Source organism: Paraburkholderia sp. BR13439 (genome assembly GCF_040948805.1).
Lineage (GTDB): Bacteria > Pseudomonadota > Gammaproteobacteria > Burkholderiales > Burkholderiaceae > Paraburkholderia > Paraburkholderia youngii.
The window spans coordinates 129,930-145,846 of the sequence record NZ_JBFPKN010000003.1 but is presented as its reverse complement, the minus strand read 5'-3'; the positions used below and the strand labels follow the sequence as shown (position 1 = coordinate 145,846).

The window sequence follows — 15,917 nt, the reverse complement described above, 5'->3', positions numbered from 1 at the left end:
CACGCACCAGACCCGAGCCCACCGATGAGCACCGCGAAGAATCTTTTCACGCTCGCACGGAGGGATTCGTCCTGTCCGTCGTGTAGCGAACTCGCGCATCCGCCGCGCGCGATCGACCCGTTACGACTGTGGCGCTATGCCGGTCTCTCGCTGCCGGTCGTGTTCCTGGCTGTCATCGAGTTGCTGGTGCGCGCGTCGATCCTGCCGATGCATCTGGTCCCCGCGCCCAGCGCGATTGCGCAGACGCTATGGGATCTCGGCGCGGCGCGGCTCGCGCGCCATATCGGCGCGAGCGTGATCCGCGTGTACGGCGGCTTTGCGATCGGCGCCGTGCTCGCGCTGCTGATCGGCGCGGCGATGGGCCTCAGCCGGCGCGTCGATGCCTTGCTCGACCCCGCGTTTCAGGCCTTGCGCGCGATTCCGTCGCTTGCGTGGGTGCCGATCCTGCTGCTATGGATGGGCATCGACGAAGCGCCGAAGATCACGCTGATCGCGATCGGCGCGTTTTTCCCGGTGCAGTTGAGCGTGGTGGCGGGCATTCGCGGCGTCGACCGCAAGCTGATCGAATTCGGCGAGTTGAACCGGCTGAGCCGGCGCGCGCTGTTCACGCGCATACTTCTGCCCGCGTCGATGCCGCAGATTTTCACCGGACTGCGCACCGGACTGAGCCTCGCGTGGATGTTCATGGTGGCCGCCGAACTGATCGCGGCGACGCGCGGGCTCGGCTATCTGCTCAGCGATGGCCGCGAAACCGGCCGCCCGGATCTGGTGTTCGGCGCGATCCTGTTGCTCGCGCTGCTCGGCAAACTGAGCGACGGCATGCTGAAAGCGATCGAGGTACGCGCGCTGTCGTGGCGCGATGCGCACCGGGTGTCGGAGGCCGCGCGATGACTCGGGCACCTGCTTCGTTACTCGAAGTACGTGGACTGACGCGGCGCTTTGGTGAGCGCAATGTGTTCGAGAAGGTATCGTTCGCGCTGTCGCGCGGCGAGATCGTCAGTCTGGTCGGTCCTAGCGGCTGCGGTAAAAGCACACTGCTGCGCGCGGTGGCGGGACTCGATCGCGCAGCCACGGGTGCCGTGCTGATCGACGGCGTGCCCTTGCTCGCGCCGTCGCCGCGCGTCGGCATGATCTTTCAGGAACCGCGCCTGCTGCCGTGGCTCAGCGTGGCCGACAACATCGCGTTTGCCGCGGGGCCGCACGCGGGAGACGATCCGCGCGTCGATGCGCTGCTCGCCGAGGTGGGTCTCGCTGGCGTGCGCGACGCGCTGCCGAAGCAACTATCCGGTGGCATGGCGCAGCGCGTCGCGCTCGCGCGAGGTCTGTTCAACGAGCCGGAACTGCTGCTGCTCGATGAACCATTCAGCGCCGTCGATGCGATCACGCGCGCGCGACTGCAGCAGTTGCTGCTCGCGTTGAAACACGCGCGCGGCACAACGGTGCTGCTCGTCACGCACGATCTCGACGAAGCACTGAGTCTGTCCGATCGCGTGCTGCTGTTGTCCCCGGCGGGCGTTGGTAGCCCGAGCCGCATCGCGCGCGAACTGCCCATTGCGTTGCAGCGGCCGAGGAATCCGCGCGATACGTCGTTGAATGCGCTGCGCGAGGTTTTGCTGGAGATGTAGCGGGCTGCGGAAAATCGCGCTATCTGATACGCCGGGCTTCGACAAAAGCCTCGACATAACGCCGCGCCTGTTCGCACTGCTCGGGCGTGAACGCGTGAATGCTCGCCGGAACCGGATCGAAGCCAAGCTCGGTCGCGACCCACCGGATCGCTTTCGCGCGGGCTTCGAATGCGTTGACGCCATCGCGGCGCACCTTGGCGGCGACGAGCGGTTCGAGCGCGTCGTGCAGCTTGCTCTTCGACTCGCGCAACGTCGCGTCGGCGAGGCGGCCGAGCGGCAGGTTGTGTTTGCTGCGCGAATACACCCCGATCCACGCCTGACAGCCGGTGCAGATCCACAGCGGGCCTTGATCGCTGCGATACGGGTAGGACTCGTCGCCGTAACGCGCGAGCAAAGCGCGGTTGCCGCAGTAGTCGCATGACGGCTGCGGCAGTGCTTTGACGGGCTTGCCTACACGCATAGGGAGTGCCCCCGGGAGAATTCGTGGTACTTCATCGCATCGATCCGACTGGCGGAAAACGGGCGGAGCCTCACAGTTTAATGGAAGGCCTGCACCCGCAAGCAAGACCTAGCTTCTCTCTGCGATCTCCATCACGACGCGACGCCGCGCCGCCAAACCTTCCGCCGACCTCTGCCGGACCAGTTCCACCACCGCTTGCGGCGCCAGCGCCGGATCGCCCGCGTCGAACGGCGGCGCTGGCGCGTATTCGAGTTCGAGCTGGATCGCCTGCGCCTCTTCGACGCCCGCCAGTTCGGCAGCCACGGTCAGCCCGAAATCGATGCCCGCCGTGACGCCGCCGCCGGTAATCAGATTGCCGTCGCGGACCACACGCGCATGCGTCGGAATCGCGCCGAGCGGTTCCAGCAACGAGTGAAACGCCCAGTGAGTCGTCGCGCGCCGCCCGCGCAGCAGACCGGCCGCACCCAGCAGCAACGCGCCGGTGCAGACCGACGTCACATAGCGCGCGCTCGCGGCCTGCCGGCGAACGAAGTCGAGCGTCTGCTCGTCTTGCAACAGCGCGGTCACGCCGCTTCCGCCCGGCACACAGATCACGTCGAGCGGGGGGCAGCTTTCGTAGGTCGCGCTCGGCGTCAGCACGAGGCCGTTGCTCGACACCACCGGCTCCCGCGTCTTCCAGACCAGATGCATCGTGGCGCCCGGCACCGATGCGAGCACGTCATGCGGGCCGGTCAGATCGAGTTGCTGTACTTTCGGAAACACCAGAAAACCGATTTGGAGGGTCATGGGGATACCTTATCGAAAGGGAAATCGAAACGCGCCATCTGTCATTTCTTCCAGCTGGACGGATCGATTCTATGCGCGTAGTGTTTGGCAAGGCTGCCATTGTTCCCTTGATTTCTGCCACGCCTTGTCGCAGTGCAGCGCTCCGCGTTCTATCGTGCTGCTCGTGCATTCGTTATTTTCCTTCCGCCATATCAAGCAAGCCCTTTAAGAATTCGTTTTGTGCCTTGCGTAGATTGTAAATGCACTCCGCCTGCAAGGCAGGAAACATGGAACCCCCGTGCTCGGTTTCCCACTCCGCCCCCGCATTGCGCGGCAATTCGCAATACTTGACAGATGCATTCTGCGTTGCCATGTATTTGTTCAGCAATTTCGCATGAATATTGCCTTTTGGTATGGTTGCGCGCAGCTTTTTATATAATATCTGACTATCGGTCACCAGTTTTTTTTGCAATACTGAATAGCATTCAACGTCTCCATTGCCGCCTCCCAAATGTTGCAGACAATCAGAATTTGAAAGTGTCACCGAAAAATCATAATTTGATTTTGCTGCCGCAAAAATAGGGAGCAGTATTCCTGCGATTAAACATAAAAATCGAGTCTTAGTGCGACGCATCATAAACCCCTGACGAAAATAGGCGAGCCTCGGCAAAACGGCGATTTCTAACGCCGCGGTTGTCTCCAATTCGATACGTAAGGATAAATTCATGCATACCCCGATAATTGCCTGTATTAATTTTCCCGATAATCACGTCTGCACCGCGACCCGGACCGCTGTTATATACAATGCTGACAAGCGCATCGTATTCATATTGAAACAGGGGAACATGAATACCGGAATTCAGTCGTCTTTCGACCTCAGCAACATTACGCCGCCTAAATTCTCTTGCGCGTTCGAGGCTAATTACCTGTCCAACCTCAATGTGATCAGCAGCAATAATGCGATGGCCGCATCCAACCGTGGGAATTCCAACGTTGTCCAAATAGGCTTTTAAGATGAACCCCTCTGTCACCTGGTGCCCCTGGTATATGCCATTTAATACACCGGACTCCCATACGGGAGTAAAGGACAATCCTTCCGGACTGACATGCCAAGGTTTGCAGAGTCTGCCCGATTGGACTGCCACGCATGAATTCGGATTTGTGTTCGTTACCGCCGTTCCAAGTGCGTCCGGCATTACGCCTCCTCTCTGTGACCAAGATAAACATATATCGATTGAGCGCCGTTTGTTTTATAGCGTTTAGTGCGCCCCAAACCATCCGTCACGCCGTGGACGAGAGAACCAGACGGCAGACGAACCGTATAATACGTGTCGTGCATAACCCGGCCGTCACCGTCTTTGAGTATGTATTGCTCGTCGTGAGTGCGATCCTTCGACGTTAGCGCTGACGCTGGCTTGCGTCCGCGACAATTGCACGCCCATGCGTAACCCAGCGCTTCGGCCATGGCGTAGCCAGATTTCATCTCACGAACCCTGTCAAACGGAAAGAACTCGCCGGTTTCGGCGTTCAGGGCCTGTGCGTGAGGCATCGGCGGGAAGTTTGAGTAGATCGAATAGGTGATACGGCAAAGGTCGCATTCTTCCTCGACTGTCCAATCCGTCCCACTGCGTTGCTGGTTCAGTTGCTCCATTACACTCCTCTAGAGTTTTCAGGCGATACCTCGCCAATTAATCATCGAAACGGACCACGGTCAACCGCATTAATTCGGGATAAGCCCGTTTTGACAACTATTTACGATGGCGTCGGTTATCTCAATTTCTTTTGCATATTCCTGCTGGCGCGGGACAAAAAAAGCTGTGCCGAGCCGCCTTATTCGTCGGGGGTCGAAACTCGTTAGTGTTATCCATGAAGCATCCATAGCCGCCAGTTTCGCGTTCGCGTGTTCCGTAGCGTCAGCGAGAATCGCTGCCGTGTCTTCCGGTGACAGTTGGCGCTATGTCGGCGGTAGCCATGTTCGTGAATTGGAACGAATCGAACTGCGCGGCGCAGTCCGCCGGGTCCTCGCACTTGCCGCGCCCCGATATGGACAGCGTGTGTGTCGTCGCACTCAATGATCCCGCAACGCGGTCAACGTAGCCGGTGATAAGGGGGTTCGCGCCGATCTTCACGACGCAGGGTCGCATTGAAGGAGAAGTCGAAATACACCGTCTGTCATTTCTTCCAGCTGGACGGATCGATTCTATGCGCGTAGTGTTTGGCAAGACTTCCATTGTCCCCTTGATTTCTGCCACCGATTTGCTCACATGTCCAGCGCTCCCCGCTCCATCGTGCTGCTCGCCTTCCCCAACATGCAACTGCTCGACATCAGCGGTCCGCTGCAGGTATTTGCGTCCGCCAATGAACTCGTCGCGCAACGCGGGCTCGACAGTCTCTACTCACCCCGCGTCGTGGCGACCGAAGCCGGGCCCGTCACATCGTCGTCGGGACTCGCGGTGCTTGCAGCATCACTGCGCTCGCTGAAGACGCCGCTCGATACGCTGATCGTTCCGGGCGGCCGGGGCATTCGTGAGGCATCGGCCGATCAACGCCTGATCCGCTGGACGCAGCGCCACGCGCCACATTGCAGACGCGTCGCGTCGGTCTGCTCGGGCGCGTTCCTGCTCGCCGAGGCGGGCTTGCTCGACGGCCGGCGCGTCGCCACGCATTGGGCGCGTTGCGACGAACTCGCGCAGGCCTATCCGCAACTGCAAGTCGAAGCGGACCCGATCTTCATTCGCGACGGCGATATCTGGACATCGGCGGGCGTCACCGCCGGTATCGACCTCGCACTAGCGATGCTCGAAGACGATCACGGGCGCGCGTTGGCGCTCGACGTCGCGCGCGAACTCGTCGTGTTTCTGAAGCGCCCGGGTGGTCAGTCGCAATTCAGCGCGACGCTGTCGCTGCAACATGCCGACGACCGTTTCGGCGAATTGCATGCATGGATGACGTCGCACCTCGCATCCGACCTGTCAGTGCCCGCGCTCGCGCAACGGCTGCATATGAGCGAGCGCAGCTTCATGCGCCACTACAAGGCGCAAACCGGCCGCACGCCCGCGCGCGCGGTCGAGCAGCTACGCATCGAAGCGGCACAACGCTTGCTGAGCGAAACATCCTGGTCGATCAAACGGATCGCGGCGCGATGCGGATTCGGCAGCGAGGAAACGATGCGCTGCAGTTTCGTGCGTCAGTTGCGCGTGGCGCCGCAGGTGTATCGCGAGCGCTTTTCGTCGACGTGACATGCGCGGGCGGCGCAGCCGCTCGACGTCACTCAGTAGCGGCGTTTGACGATCAGCGTCGCGCCCGTATCGTGAGAATGCAGAATCGCGACGCGCGCGGTGCCGGAGAACACCCAGTTGTCGACCGTCAAGGACAAGCGTCGCTGCGGTGACTGGCCAATCGACAACACTGAACTGTTCATCTGAACGATGGATATTTGCGGTGCGGTAGATGGACCCATACGTAGAGCATTCGAAGCACTCTGCGCGGCGGCATTTGCGCCCGGTTCGGACACCGGTGCGAACTCCGGTCCGGACGACACCAAGGCCTTCGCGGTGCCGAGCTGGGTATCGCGCGCAAGGTCCACGCTATAGTAATTCTCCATTTGCGCGTAGAACGGCTTGCCCCGATCCCCCTGATACTCCATCGCATAGCGCTGCTGCTCGAAGTAGCGCCGAGGCTCGGGAATGGGCGGCACGACTTCGACGGGCGACGCGACGATGTTGGCGACCATCATCGCTTGCGGCACATCGCCGAACGGGCCTCCCGCAAACGCGTAGCCGCTCATCAAGACGAGTACCACTCCGACAATCCTCTCGTTTTGGCACGTCATCGGCATGCCTCCATGAAGGAATTGAAACGTCACATGACACGGCGCGTCACTCGAACCGCGCGCCTCGCAGCGTCGCTTGCATTCAGACATTGTAGTCAGTGATTTGCGTACCGGTAGGTCAATGTGTGAGGTATCTCGCAAGTGTGGCGAAGACCGGCAAAAGCTTCTGGCCCAAGCGTCGCGAATCGAACGATCCCCGGCAACTCTTGCGAGGTTTCCCAGGCAACTGCGCGGTCAGATCGGGTACCTGCATCTTCAACCGTTGCAACGTCAACGGTCGCGCTCGCGGTAGTCAGTCGGCGCGTGTTGGCCGGCCATTGAATGCCGGCGCGATGCGCAAAGCGATCGTTTGAAAGCGCTTTCGCCAGGCGCGCGGCCATGCGAGAACGGCGTCGGGCATGAAGCGCGCGACGAGCAGCAGCAACGCGAGCAGCGCGGGACACCAGCGCAGATCGGTCGGCACGGGTTCGCGGCGGGCGAAGCGCGCTTCGAGCAGCGCATCGCCGAACGACGTCACGTTCAGCAGACGCCGGTAATCGAGGCCCGTCTGCCGAGCCACCGAAGCGAGGTACTCACCGCGCAATTCGGACAATTCCTCGTGCGTTTGCGCCGCTACACCGGAGCCGGGCGTAGGCGGCACCTGGATCACGTCGTCGGCCTGCCAGACGCCGATCCGGTTGCCATTGGCATCGGTCTTCGGAATGGCCGCGGGCTGGTCGCCGCCGACGCCGATCAGCCAGCCCTTGATCCGCGCCGCATTGATGCCTTCCATCAGCGGGCGTGACGCCAACAGCGGCGGCGCCTCCTGCCCATCGGTAACGAACGCGATGGCCGCGCCGCCGCCGACATCCTTCGCGACGCGCACGGCCGAATACACACCGCCTTCGGCAATGCGGCTCCAGTTGGTCCAGCGCATGCGCCCGTCGATGCCGTCGAGCGACACCAGCAGCGCGTCGTAGTTGCCGCAGACTTCGACCGGCGCCATCAGCAGCAACACCCGCTGCCCGGTGAACACGCTCCAGCCGACCTTCGAGCCGCACGGCAAACGCTCGAGCGCGTCGCGCATCGCGGCCTGCCCGAACTTGAGCCGGCTGACCGGGGCGCCGCCGAGCACCACATCCTCGACGTCCATGCTTTGCGTGATATCGAACGTGACGATGTAGTCAAACGAGTTGCGCGGCAACGTGACGTCCGGCATCGCGACCGCCGCGATCAACGCGACGAGCGCGAGCGGCGTCAACGCATGACGCCATTTTGCGAAGCCACGCTCGCGCCGAACGCCGCTCATGGCAGGTCCTGGCTGCGCGCGTCGCGCACTGTGACGTTGTGCTGCTCTTTTACATCGGGTCCGGCGAGCGCGGACGGCGTTTCCGGCGCGAGCCACAGCGCGCGCTCGAGGTTGTAGCGCGCGTCCCAATCGTCGGGCGCCGCGCGCAGCGCGAGCCGGTAGCGCGCCTTGGCCTCGCCGATCATCGCCAGAGACCTGACTGTTTGCGCGTTGTCGCCGCTGCCTTCGCGCAGGTACAGATTGCCGAGATCGAACAGCGCCACGCGGCCGACTTCATCAGGCGGGCTACCCTCGGCGAGCAGACCGTTATAGAGCCGCGCCGCCGCGTCGTAGGAGCCCGCTTTCGATAGCGCTATCGCACGGGCCAGCTGAACCTCGCGCGCGTCGCCGCCGGCTTGCTGGTCACGCGCGGCGGCGTTCGTCGCGACGATGGCCTGATTGACCCGCTCCGCGTGCTGCAGACGAACGAAGCCATACCCGGCCCACGCGGCGCAACAGATCGCCACGGTGCCGAACAGCGTGTGGATCAGCGCGCGCTTCATGCCCAGCTCCTGACCTGCAACTGGTGCAACAGCACCAGCAGCGCCGCACAGAACAGCGCGAGCGCGAAACAGTACGGACTAAGATCCTGGCGAGGCAGATGCTCGACGAACGTCGTCGTTGCGTTCTGCTGCCGGTTGATCTCCGCGATCGCCGCCATCATCGCCTTCGGGTCTTCGGCCTGAAACAGCCGGTAAGGCGTCTTCAGCGTCAGAAAGAAGCGATGCAGCTGCGCTTCGGCCGAGCTTCCGCTGGCGGGCTGCGTCGCGTTCAGATCGGGACTGAAGACGCTGCTGCGCAGGTAGATGAAGTACAGCGCGATCCGGTTGCGTCGCAGTCCCTCCTCGATGCGCCGTCGCATCGTTTCGTCGAGCAACGCGCCGCCATCGGAGACGAGCACGATCGCGCGGCGGCCCGACGACAAGCGCTCGTCGAACTGCGCGATCGCCGCCAGCATGCCGCGATCGAGCTCGGTGTCCGGCATGCCGCGGCCAATCGCCGTGGCCGCGACCGCGGCCTCGATCACGCGATGGTTGTAGGTGAACGGCATCGCCAGCACCGGGTTGGTGCCGAACATCATGAACGCGAGGCGGTCGTTCGGCCGCTGCTCGACGAAGCGCGTCAGCGCCGCGCGCGCCACGTGGTTCTTGGAGTCGCCGCGCGGCGCCTCGACGCCCTTGCTGCCTATCGGCTCGTCCATGCTCTGGCTGCGGTCCATCAGAATCAGGATCTGTGCGCCGCTGCCGGTGCGCAGCACCTGCAACTGCGAGCGCCCCGGCCCCGCCAGCCCGACGACGATCGCCGCGATCGCCAGCGCCGCGCCGCCGCGGACGAGCCAGCCCGCCACGCGCCCGAGGTCGTCAGCGGGCAGCCATGCGACGCTCGAAAACACCAGAGTGTCGCTGCGCCGCCGCAGCAGCGGCAGCGCGGCGAGCGGCAGCAGCACCAGCATCCACGGAAGGGCGAAATCCAGGCTCATGGTCATCGCTGATGGCGCCTTTCCGCTCGATACAACGCACGGCACAGCGCGTGCAGCGAAAGCTCGCCGGCATTCTCGACGGCATGCGGCGCCGGCCCGAAAAAGCGCTCGGCCGAGGCCAGATAGAAACGTTCGAGCTGCGCGCGCAGCGGTTGCAGATACGGCGCGCGCGCCAGCAACGCGGATAGCGAAGCCGCATGCACGACCTGGCCGGCGGTTTCGTTCAGCGCGCGATGCAAGCAGACCCACGCATCGTTCGATGAAGCGGCGGGCGCCTCCGGCAGCCGTTGCATCTGCCGCCACGCCCGCGCGAACGGCAGCCGCGCCGCCTCGCGCCGATTGCGCGCCCACCACCAGCTCGCCCACACGAGCAGCGTCGCGAGCAACAGGCCGAGCGCCCACGCGATCTGCCGGCGCCAGCCGGCCGTGCCCAGCATCGGCGCCTGGCGGTCGGGCCGCAGCGGCTGCAAGTCCCCCGCGGCGAACGCGGTTTGCGGCGTCAGCGGTCCGATGCTCGCCGGCCATTCGGCGACCTGCAACTGCGTGCCCGCCGCCGACGTCAGCGTCAACGCGGGCAACGTGATCTGCGTGAGCGTCTGCGGCGCATTGACGACCTGATAGCCGATCACCATCCACTTGCGGCCGTTGGCATCGGTTTCGAGCGTCACGGGCCGGCGTTCGAGCCAGACGCCCGTGCGTCCGACCGAAGGCGGCGTGACCGCGCCGAGGTCGCGACCGTCGGCCTCCAGCAGCACGCGCTGCGTCAGCACGTCGCCGAGCACATAGCCGAACGCGCGCGGCTGCTGAACGAGCGCGGCCACCTCGGCGGCACTGGCCGTCGCGCAGGCGGCGCCGCCGCATAGCGACGCGATCAGCACGCGCAGCGCCGCCCGACGCGCGCAGCCGCCGCGCACTCCGCGCGCGCTCATACCGTCAGCTCCAGAAAGTAGCGCGACATCGCTTCCGGATCGAACGCGCCTTCGACAAAGAACGGCTGGATGCCGCGCGCGCCGAACACCGCGGCGAGTTCGTCGCGACGGCGCGCGACGCCTTCGCGCCAGCGCTCGCGCACGCCGCGCGAGAGCCACACGCGACGCTCTTCGCCGGACTCCGCATCGTTGACGGCCAGCAGCGACGCGCGCTGCGGCGGCGTGGTCTCGGCCGCGTCCCATACGACCATCGGCACCACGCACGCATGCACCAGCATGTCGAGCACCGGCGACAGTCGCGCGAGCGGCCAGTGGAAATCGGACACCACGAACACCAGCGCCTGACGACCGGCGATACGGATCGCGCAACGCCGCAATCCTTCGACGGCCCCGCGTTCAGCGTGACGTTCGGCGTGACCATTCGCCTGACGGTCAGCGATATCAGTGACGCCTTCGCGCAGCATGCTCGCGAGCAGCGAGCCGGTGCCCCGCCCCGTGCGCGCCGGCATGAACAGATCGTCGCGTTCGCCGCTATCGAAGGCCAGCATGCCGAGCCGGTCGCCGACCCGGAACGCGCTGTGGCCGAGCGCTTCGACAAAATCAGCGACGACCTGCAGCTTCGTTTTATGGGTGCCGAATTGCATCGACGCCGACACGTCGACGATCACGAACACGGAAACCGCGACGCGCTGCAAATGCACGCGCACGAGCCACTCGTCGCGCGCCGCGCGCAAGCTCGCGCGCAGATCGAGCCGGCGCGGGTCCGGATAGTCGAACAGCCGGCCGTGCATCGCGAACTGCTGGCCCGAGCCGAAACTCGCGCCCGGATGCGAGCCGGGCCGCGCACCGGCCGCGCGCATCGGCAGACGATAGTGGAATTCAGCGATGCCGTTCATCGTGTAAGCGCGCCGGCGTTCAGCGAGGCACGGCGATATTCGCGACGATCCGCGCGATCAGCGCCTCGGCCAGCTCCTGGCGGCGCAGTTCGTAGATCGGCGTGAAAAACACGCGATGACCCAGCGCCGGCAGCAGCACCTCGTGGATGTCCTCCGGCAGCAGATGCGTGCGTCCCGCAAGCCACGCGACCACGCGCGCGGCCCGCACCAGTGCGCTCATGCCGCGCGGACTCGCGCCCGCGAGAATCAGCTGCTCCATGTCGACGCCGTCGAGCGCGATGCCGAAGCGCGCCGGCGTTTCCGTCGCCTGCCAGATGTCGTGCACGTAGCGCTCGATCGTCTCGCTCGCCTGCACGCCCTGCTGGATCGCCGCGCCGATCCGGTTCAACTGTTCCCACGGCACGATCGACGGCGCCAGTTGCGCGAGCAGGCCGTCGACGTCATGGAACCTCGTGTCGAACACGAGGCTGCGCCGCGCCTCCTCGTCGGTCGGGGTCGGCATGTTCAGCTCGAACAGGAAACGGTCGCGCGCCGCCGACGCGAGCTCGAAGGTCTCTTCCTTCTCGACCTTGTTGCGGTCGGCGTACACGGTCATGTGCGGAAAGCGATGCTCGCGGCCGAATGCCCACACGGAACGCTCGGCCATCGCGCGCAGCAGCAGCGATTGCACCTGCGGGCGCGCGCGATTGATCTCGTTGAAGAAAAAGGTGGTCAGCTGCTCGCCGTGGCGCAGCAACGGGCCGGGCTCGATGCGCGGCTTGCCGTCGGCGTCGACATAGGTGTGATAGACGAGGTCGCCCGGCATCAGATCGATCGTGCCTTCGACGCGCTCGAAATCGCCGCCGACCACGCGCGCGAACGCCCGCAACACGGTCGTCTTGCCGACCCCGACGCCGCCTTCGAGCAGCACGTGGCCGCGTGCGAACAGCGCGACGTTGATGAGCCTCAGCGTTTGCTGCTGACCGACGACCACTCTCGCCACTTCGTTTTCGATCTGCTGGGCGTGAGAACGCCAGTCCTGAAGCTGCTCGCCAGAAACCATCGCTGCGCTCCCCTTCCGTGGTGGCTGGCATTTATTTGCGCGACGCCCGAACGTCGACGCGCTTCAAGACTCGCCAGCCTTCCGTTCAAGCACGGTTTATGCCGATCGCACAGGAGGGACGCAAGAGTTAAATCGAATTCGAAAAGTTGGCAGCCTGTCACGACAGACAGGTACAGACTGTGCCATCGATGCCGCCTATCACGCACCGTTCATCAGCAAGCCGACGAGCGCGCTCGCGCCGCGCCGCCACGCAACGCACGCATCACGCTACCGCTGAGCCCCGACCGGCCGTTTCGCAAACACCCCCGCAAACTGCGCATATTCCTGCTCCAGATGCACCGCCGCATGTTCGAGCAGGAACTGCCGGAACATCACGCTGGTCGGCGAAAGCTGCTTGGTGCGCAGATGCACGATCTGCCACGTTCGTACGATCGGCGTGCCGTTCACGTCGAGCAGCGCGATCTCGCCAGTGCGCAACTCCAGCTGCAGCGTATGCAGCGAGATCAGGCTCACGCCCATGCCCGCCATCACCGCCTGCTTGATCGTTTCGTTGCTGCCGAGCGTGACGGTTTTCGCGGGAGTGAACAGATGCTGACGGAACATCGCCTCGGCGGCCATGCGCGTCCCTGAGCCCGGCTCGCGCAGCAGAAAGGTGTCGTTGCTCAACTCCTGCAAATCGAAGCGGCGCGCGCCGCACAACGGATGTTGCACCGGCGCGATCACCACCTGAGGATGGCTCGCGAGCGGCTCGGCCGTCGTATCGAGTTCGGGCGGCGGGCGGCCCATGATCGCGAGATCGATCGCGTTGTCCTGCAACATGCGCAGCAGCGCGTCGCGATTGCCGACCGAGAAATGCACGTCGACCTTCGGGTACAGATGCGAGTACATCGCCAGCAGTTTCGGCGCGAAGTAGGTCGCCGAACTGACGATGCCGACGTTGATCGAGCCGCTGTCGGCCTGCTTCAGCGACATCATCGCGTCTTCGGTGTCCTTGATTTCGCCGAGAATGCGGCTTGCGTGATGGGTCAGCACCTCGCCCGCTTCGGTCAGCGTGAGCTTGCGCGCGACGCGCTCGAACAGCCGCAGGCCGACCGCCTCCTCGAGCTGATGAATCTGCATCGACACGGCCGGCTGCGTCAGATGCAGCTCCTCGGCCGCGCGCGCGAAACTCGTATAGCGGCTCGCGACGACGAAGATCTGCAACTGCCGCAGGGTCAGCGTGCGAACGAAGTTCAGCTTGACCCGGTTCGTCGCGAAACTCGCGTTCTGCATCGAAGACTCAACGGCTCGCCCGCGGCGCATTCGACGGCTTCGCCGGCGCCTTGCCCGATGGCAACTTGTTCAGTGCGGATTGAAAGCTCAACGACTCCGAATGCGCCGGATGCGCAAAGTCGTTGTTGGGGCCCGGCACGTCGGTGCGAATCTGCAGGACCTGGCCCGGCACGCCGTCGGCTAGCACGAACGTGTAGCGCTTGCCCGTGTATTGCGCGAAGCGCGCCCCGTTCGGATCGTTCAGATAAGGCTGCACGACGATGCGCCGCGCGCTGACCGGCTTGCCGCCGAGCTCTCCCGGCACGCTCTCGATCTGCGGCCCCGCGGCGAGCGCGAGACGCAGACGCTGCTGGAAATAGCGGCGCTGCCCGCCGGTGAGACCCTGCATCTCCGCGATGTCGCGTTCGAGGAAATAAATGATCGCCGGATTGCACTGCAGGCCGCCGATCGGCAGGTTCACGCTGCCGGTATGGTCGGTCACCTGTGCGTCGCCCTTCGCGTTGTTCTCGCTGACCACCAGCACCTTGACGAGATCGGTGCTGCGCGACGGCTGCTCCGAATCGATCAGCGCGTAGTCGAGCTCGGTCTGCGCGGCGACGCCGTGCAGATGATCGGTCAGAAAAATCAGCCGCTCCGCCGGCGTGATATCGTCGCCGCCCGGCGCCGACGCGGCGCTCGCCGGGCTTGCCGCACGGCTCGCGGCCGGCGCGAGGCACAGCACGCACAGCGTCCCCATCAGCGCGGCGCGTGCCGCGTGCAGCCAGGCGCCGCGCGCGCGCGTCATTGCGATGCGTCGCCAGGCTTGCCCGCCGGCGCGTCGACCGGTTTGAGCATCGGCACCTGGTAGGTCGCGAGGATGCTGTCGATCTTGTCGTGATTCGCGCCGATCCATTGATCCACCTTGTCCTTCCAGTCCTTCTCGCCGTAGCGCACGCCCATCGAAATCGTGTAGTCGAAGCGGATGCCGGGCTGCGGCGGGAACGGCACGAGCCTGACCGAATCACCGGCGCGCTTGGCGAAGTAGCCGGCGATCGGCCCCCACAGGAACACCACGTCGACGTTGCCCGCGGCCAGGTCGTGTTCGATCATCTGGCCGGGGTATGCGCCCGGATCGCCGCTTTGCACCTGGTACGACACCGCCTGGTCGATAAGATTGTGGCCGAGCAGCCAGTCCACCGCCGGAGTTTGCGAAAAGATCCCGAAACGCAGCTTGTGCAGCTGATCGGGCGGCAGTTTCAGCAGGTCGTCGGGCGTCTTGATGTTCGCGAACTCGGGTCGGTTCGGCAGCACCATCGCGTAGGTCGAGCGCAGATACGGCTGCGTCGTCGACGTCATGTCATAGCCCTTCGGCACGCCGATGATCAGGTCGCAGCGATAACGCTCGCTGCCCTCCGCCTTCTCGCGCAACGTGTGGCGCACGAAGCCCATGCGCTGCGGAAAGTACGTGTATTCGAGTTTGTAGCCGAAGTCGCTCGCCATCTGGGCCGCGATGCGGTTCTCATAGCCCTCGCCCTTGTCGTTCGACAACGGCATGTTGTTCGGGTCCGCGCATACCCTGAGCACGCCGTCCGCGCCGTCGTTGTTCGGCAGCGCGGGGCCATCCGCCCGGACCGCGGCGCTCGCGAGCGCCGCACCACACAACGCGGCCGCGATCACGCTGACATGCACGGACATGCTTCTCTTATCACGCATCGTGAGCCTCCGGAAGAATGACGGCGCGGCGTTAATTCGAGTCGATGGCATGCAGATCGCCCGGCTTGATCTGTCCATCGGAGCGTCCTTTCAGATACGCATAGAGATTTTCCCAGTTCTTCTGCATCATCTGGCTCGCGCTGAAATCGGGCATACCCTTATCGACCCGGCCGCCGAACACCGTGCGATGAAACTCGTTCTTGTCCAGCGTCTTGAACGCGTCGATCAGCGACGGCCCGACCATGCCCTGCTGCTGCGCGCCGTGACAGCGTTCGCAAGCGAGCGCGCGCCACGTCTTCCAGCCCTGCAGCGTATTGCTGTCGACCTTGTTACCGTCGACTACCTTGTACGCGACCTGCGCAATCGAAGGATTGTTCTGCGCGTATCCGACGGGCAGTATGACGAGTGCTACGGGCAACGCGGTGAGCAACAGGATAGATCGGCCTTTCATGCACATGTCTCCATCTGGGAAAAAGCCGCGCCCCGATGCGTTTCAGCGACGCATCCACCAACGGGCGCGATTTGGGGGTAATTCAATGCTTGCGCGAGGCTGACGGGGCGGCCGTGCCTGTTCAAGCCGCCCCGCTCGTTCAGCCT

20 protein-coding genes are annotated in these 15,917 nt (G+C 64.2%); 3 read left to right on the top strand and 17 right to left on the bottom strand.

The genetic code is table 11. The features are described 5' to 3' along the window. Nucleotides 1–24 precede the first annotated feature (24 nt). Nucleotides 25–891, top strand: a complete 867-nt coding sequence (locus AB3X96_RS07435) for an ABC transporter permease (protein ID WP_368589184.1) — start codon at nt 25–27, stop codon at nt 889–891. After that, nucleotides 888–1,625: an ABC transporter ATP-binding protein gene (locus tag AB3X96_RS07430; protein WP_368589183.1), complete on the top strand. Its 738-nt coding sequence runs from the start codon at nt 888–890 to the stop codon at nt 1,623–1,625. Before AB3X96_RS07435 ends, AB3X96_RS07430 begins: the two co-directional genes overlap by 4 nt. A 19-nt stretch (nt 1,626–1,644) precedes the next feature. Here AB3X96_RS07430 and AB3X96_RS07425 read toward each other — a convergent pair whose 3' ends face one another. From AB3X96_RS07425 to AB3X96_RS07400, 6 genes are all read right to left on the bottom strand, one after another. Beyond that, nucleotides 1,645–2,085: a zinc-finger-containing protein gene (locus AB3X96_RS07425; protein WP_368589182.1), complete on the bottom strand. Its 441-nt coding sequence runs from the start codon at nt 2,083–2,085 to the stop codon at nt 1,645–1,647. Nucleotides 2,086–2,193: 108 nt separating this feature from the next. Beyond that, complete coding sequence (locus tag AB3X96_RS07420) at nt 2,194–2,871, bottom strand: DJ-1/PfpI family protein (protein ID WP_368589181.1); 678 nt, start codon at nt 2,869–2,871, stop codon at nt 2,194–2,196. Between the two features lie 172 nt (nt 2,872–3,043). After that, nucleotides 3,044–3,484, bottom strand: a complete 441-nt coding sequence (locus AB3X96_RS07415) for a hypothetical protein (protein ID WP_368589180.1) — start codon at nt 3,482–3,484, stop codon at nt 3,044–3,046. Continuing rightward, nucleotides 3,471–4,046: a lysozyme gene (locus AB3X96_RS07410; protein ID WP_368589179.1), complete on the bottom strand. Its 576-nt coding sequence runs from the start codon at nt 4,044–4,046 to the stop codon at nt 3,471–3,473. Before AB3X96_RS07410 ends, AB3X96_RS07415 begins: the two co-directional genes overlap by 14 nt. After that, nucleotides 4,046–4,501: a hypothetical protein gene (locus AB3X96_RS07405; protein WP_368589178.1), complete on the bottom strand. Its 456-nt coding sequence runs from the start codon at nt 4,499–4,501 to the stop codon at nt 4,046–4,048. The genes AB3X96_RS07410 and AB3X96_RS07405 overlap by 1 nt, the downstream gene beginning before the upstream one ends. Before the next feature lie 262 nt (nt 4,502–4,763). Next, a complete protein-coding gene (locus tag AB3X96_RS07400; RefSeq protein ID WP_368589482.1) occupies nt 4,764–4,994 on the bottom strand; it encodes a phage baseplate assembly protein in 231 nt (76 codons plus the stop codon). Between the two features lie 120 nt (nt 4,995–5,114). On the opposite strand from AB3X96_RS07400, the gene AB3X96_RS07395 reads away from it, so the two are divergent. Beyond that, on the top strand, nt 5,115–6,089 hold the full coding sequence (locus tag AB3X96_RS07395) for a GlxA family transcriptional regulator (protein WP_368589177.1): 975 nt from the start codon (nt 5,115–5,117) through the stop codon (nt 6,087–6,089). A gap of 32 nt (nt 6,090–6,121) precedes the next feature. Here the strand turns inward: AB3X96_RS07395 and AB3X96_RS07390 are convergent, their stop codons facing one another. The 11 genes from AB3X96_RS07390 to AB3X96_RS07340 all read right to left on the bottom strand — a co-directional run bounded on the left by AB3X96_RS07390 (nt 6,122) and on the right by AB3X96_RS07340 (nt 15,771). Beyond that, on the bottom strand, nt 6,122–6,652 hold the full coding sequence (locus AB3X96_RS07390) for a hypothetical protein (RefSeq protein ID WP_309240618.1): 531 nt from the start codon (nt 6,650–6,652) through the stop codon (nt 6,122–6,124). A 322-nt stretch (nt 6,653–6,974) separates the two neighbouring features. Next, nucleotides 6,975–7,970 (bottom strand): MxaL protein, encoded by a 996-nt coding sequence (locus AB3X96_RS07385; RefSeq protein WP_368589176.1) that lies wholly within the window; start codon nt 7,968–7,970, stop codon nt 6,975–6,977. Then, a complete protein-coding gene (locus tag AB3X96_RS07380) occupies nt 7,967–8,512 on the bottom strand; it encodes a tetratricopeptide repeat protein (RefSeq protein WP_368589175.1) in 546 nt (181 codons plus the stop codon). The genes AB3X96_RS07385 and AB3X96_RS07380 overlap by 4 nt, the downstream gene beginning before the upstream one ends. Continuing rightward, nucleotides 8,509–9,495 (bottom strand): vWA domain-containing protein, encoded by a 987-nt coding sequence (locus AB3X96_RS07375; RefSeq protein ID WP_368589174.1) that lies wholly within the window; start codon nt 9,493–9,495, stop codon nt 8,509–8,511. The genes AB3X96_RS07380 and AB3X96_RS07375 overlap by 4 nt, the downstream gene beginning before the upstream one ends. Beyond that, entirely contained in the window at nt 9,492–10,418 is a 927-nt protein-coding gene (locus AB3X96_RS07370; protein WP_368589173.1) for a calcium incorporation protein MxaA, read from the bottom strand. Before AB3X96_RS07370 ends, AB3X96_RS07375 begins: the two co-directional genes overlap by 4 nt. Then, nucleotides 10,415–11,314 carry a DUF58 domain-containing protein gene (locus AB3X96_RS07365; RefSeq protein ID WP_368589172.1) on the bottom strand — a complete coding sequence of 300 codons (900 nt, stop codon included), beginning with the start codon at nt 11,312–11,314 and terminating at the stop codon, nt 10,415–10,417. The genes AB3X96_RS07370 and AB3X96_RS07365 overlap by 4 nt, the downstream gene beginning before the upstream one ends. Nucleotides 11,315–11,333: 19 nt before the next feature. Beyond that, nucleotides 11,334–12,356, bottom strand: a complete 1,023-nt coding sequence (locus AB3X96_RS07360; RefSeq protein WP_368589171.1) for an AAA family ATPase — start codon at nt 12,354–12,356, stop codon at nt 11,334–11,336. Nucleotides 12,357–12,623: 267 nt separating this feature from the next. Continuing rightward, on the bottom strand, nt 12,624–13,628 hold the full coding sequence (locus tag AB3X96_RS07355; protein ID WP_176367507.1) for a LysR family transcriptional regulator: 1,005 nt from the start codon (nt 13,626–13,628) through the stop codon (nt 12,624–12,626). 7 nt (nt 13,629–13,635) lie between these two features. Further along, the gene (locus AB3X96_RS07350) at nt 13,636–14,412 is read right to left on the bottom strand and encodes a hypothetical protein (protein WP_368589170.1); all 777 of its coding nucleotides are present in this window, start codon (nt 14,410–14,412) and stop codon (nt 13,636–13,638) included. After that, nucleotides 14,409–15,320, bottom strand: coding sequence for a substrate-binding domain-containing protein (locus AB3X96_RS07345; RefSeq protein ID WP_368589169.1), 912 nt, complete (start codon nt 15,318–15,320; stop codon nt 14,409–14,411). Before AB3X96_RS07345 ends, AB3X96_RS07350 begins: the two co-directional genes overlap by 4 nt. A 31-nt stretch (nt 15,321–15,351) precedes the next feature. After that, complete coding sequence (locus tag AB3X96_RS07340; RefSeq protein ID WP_368589168.1) at nt 15,352–15,771, bottom strand: cytochrome c; 420 nt, start codon at nt 15,769–15,771, stop codon at nt 15,352–15,354. Nucleotides 15,772–15,917: the final 146 nt, after the last annotated feature.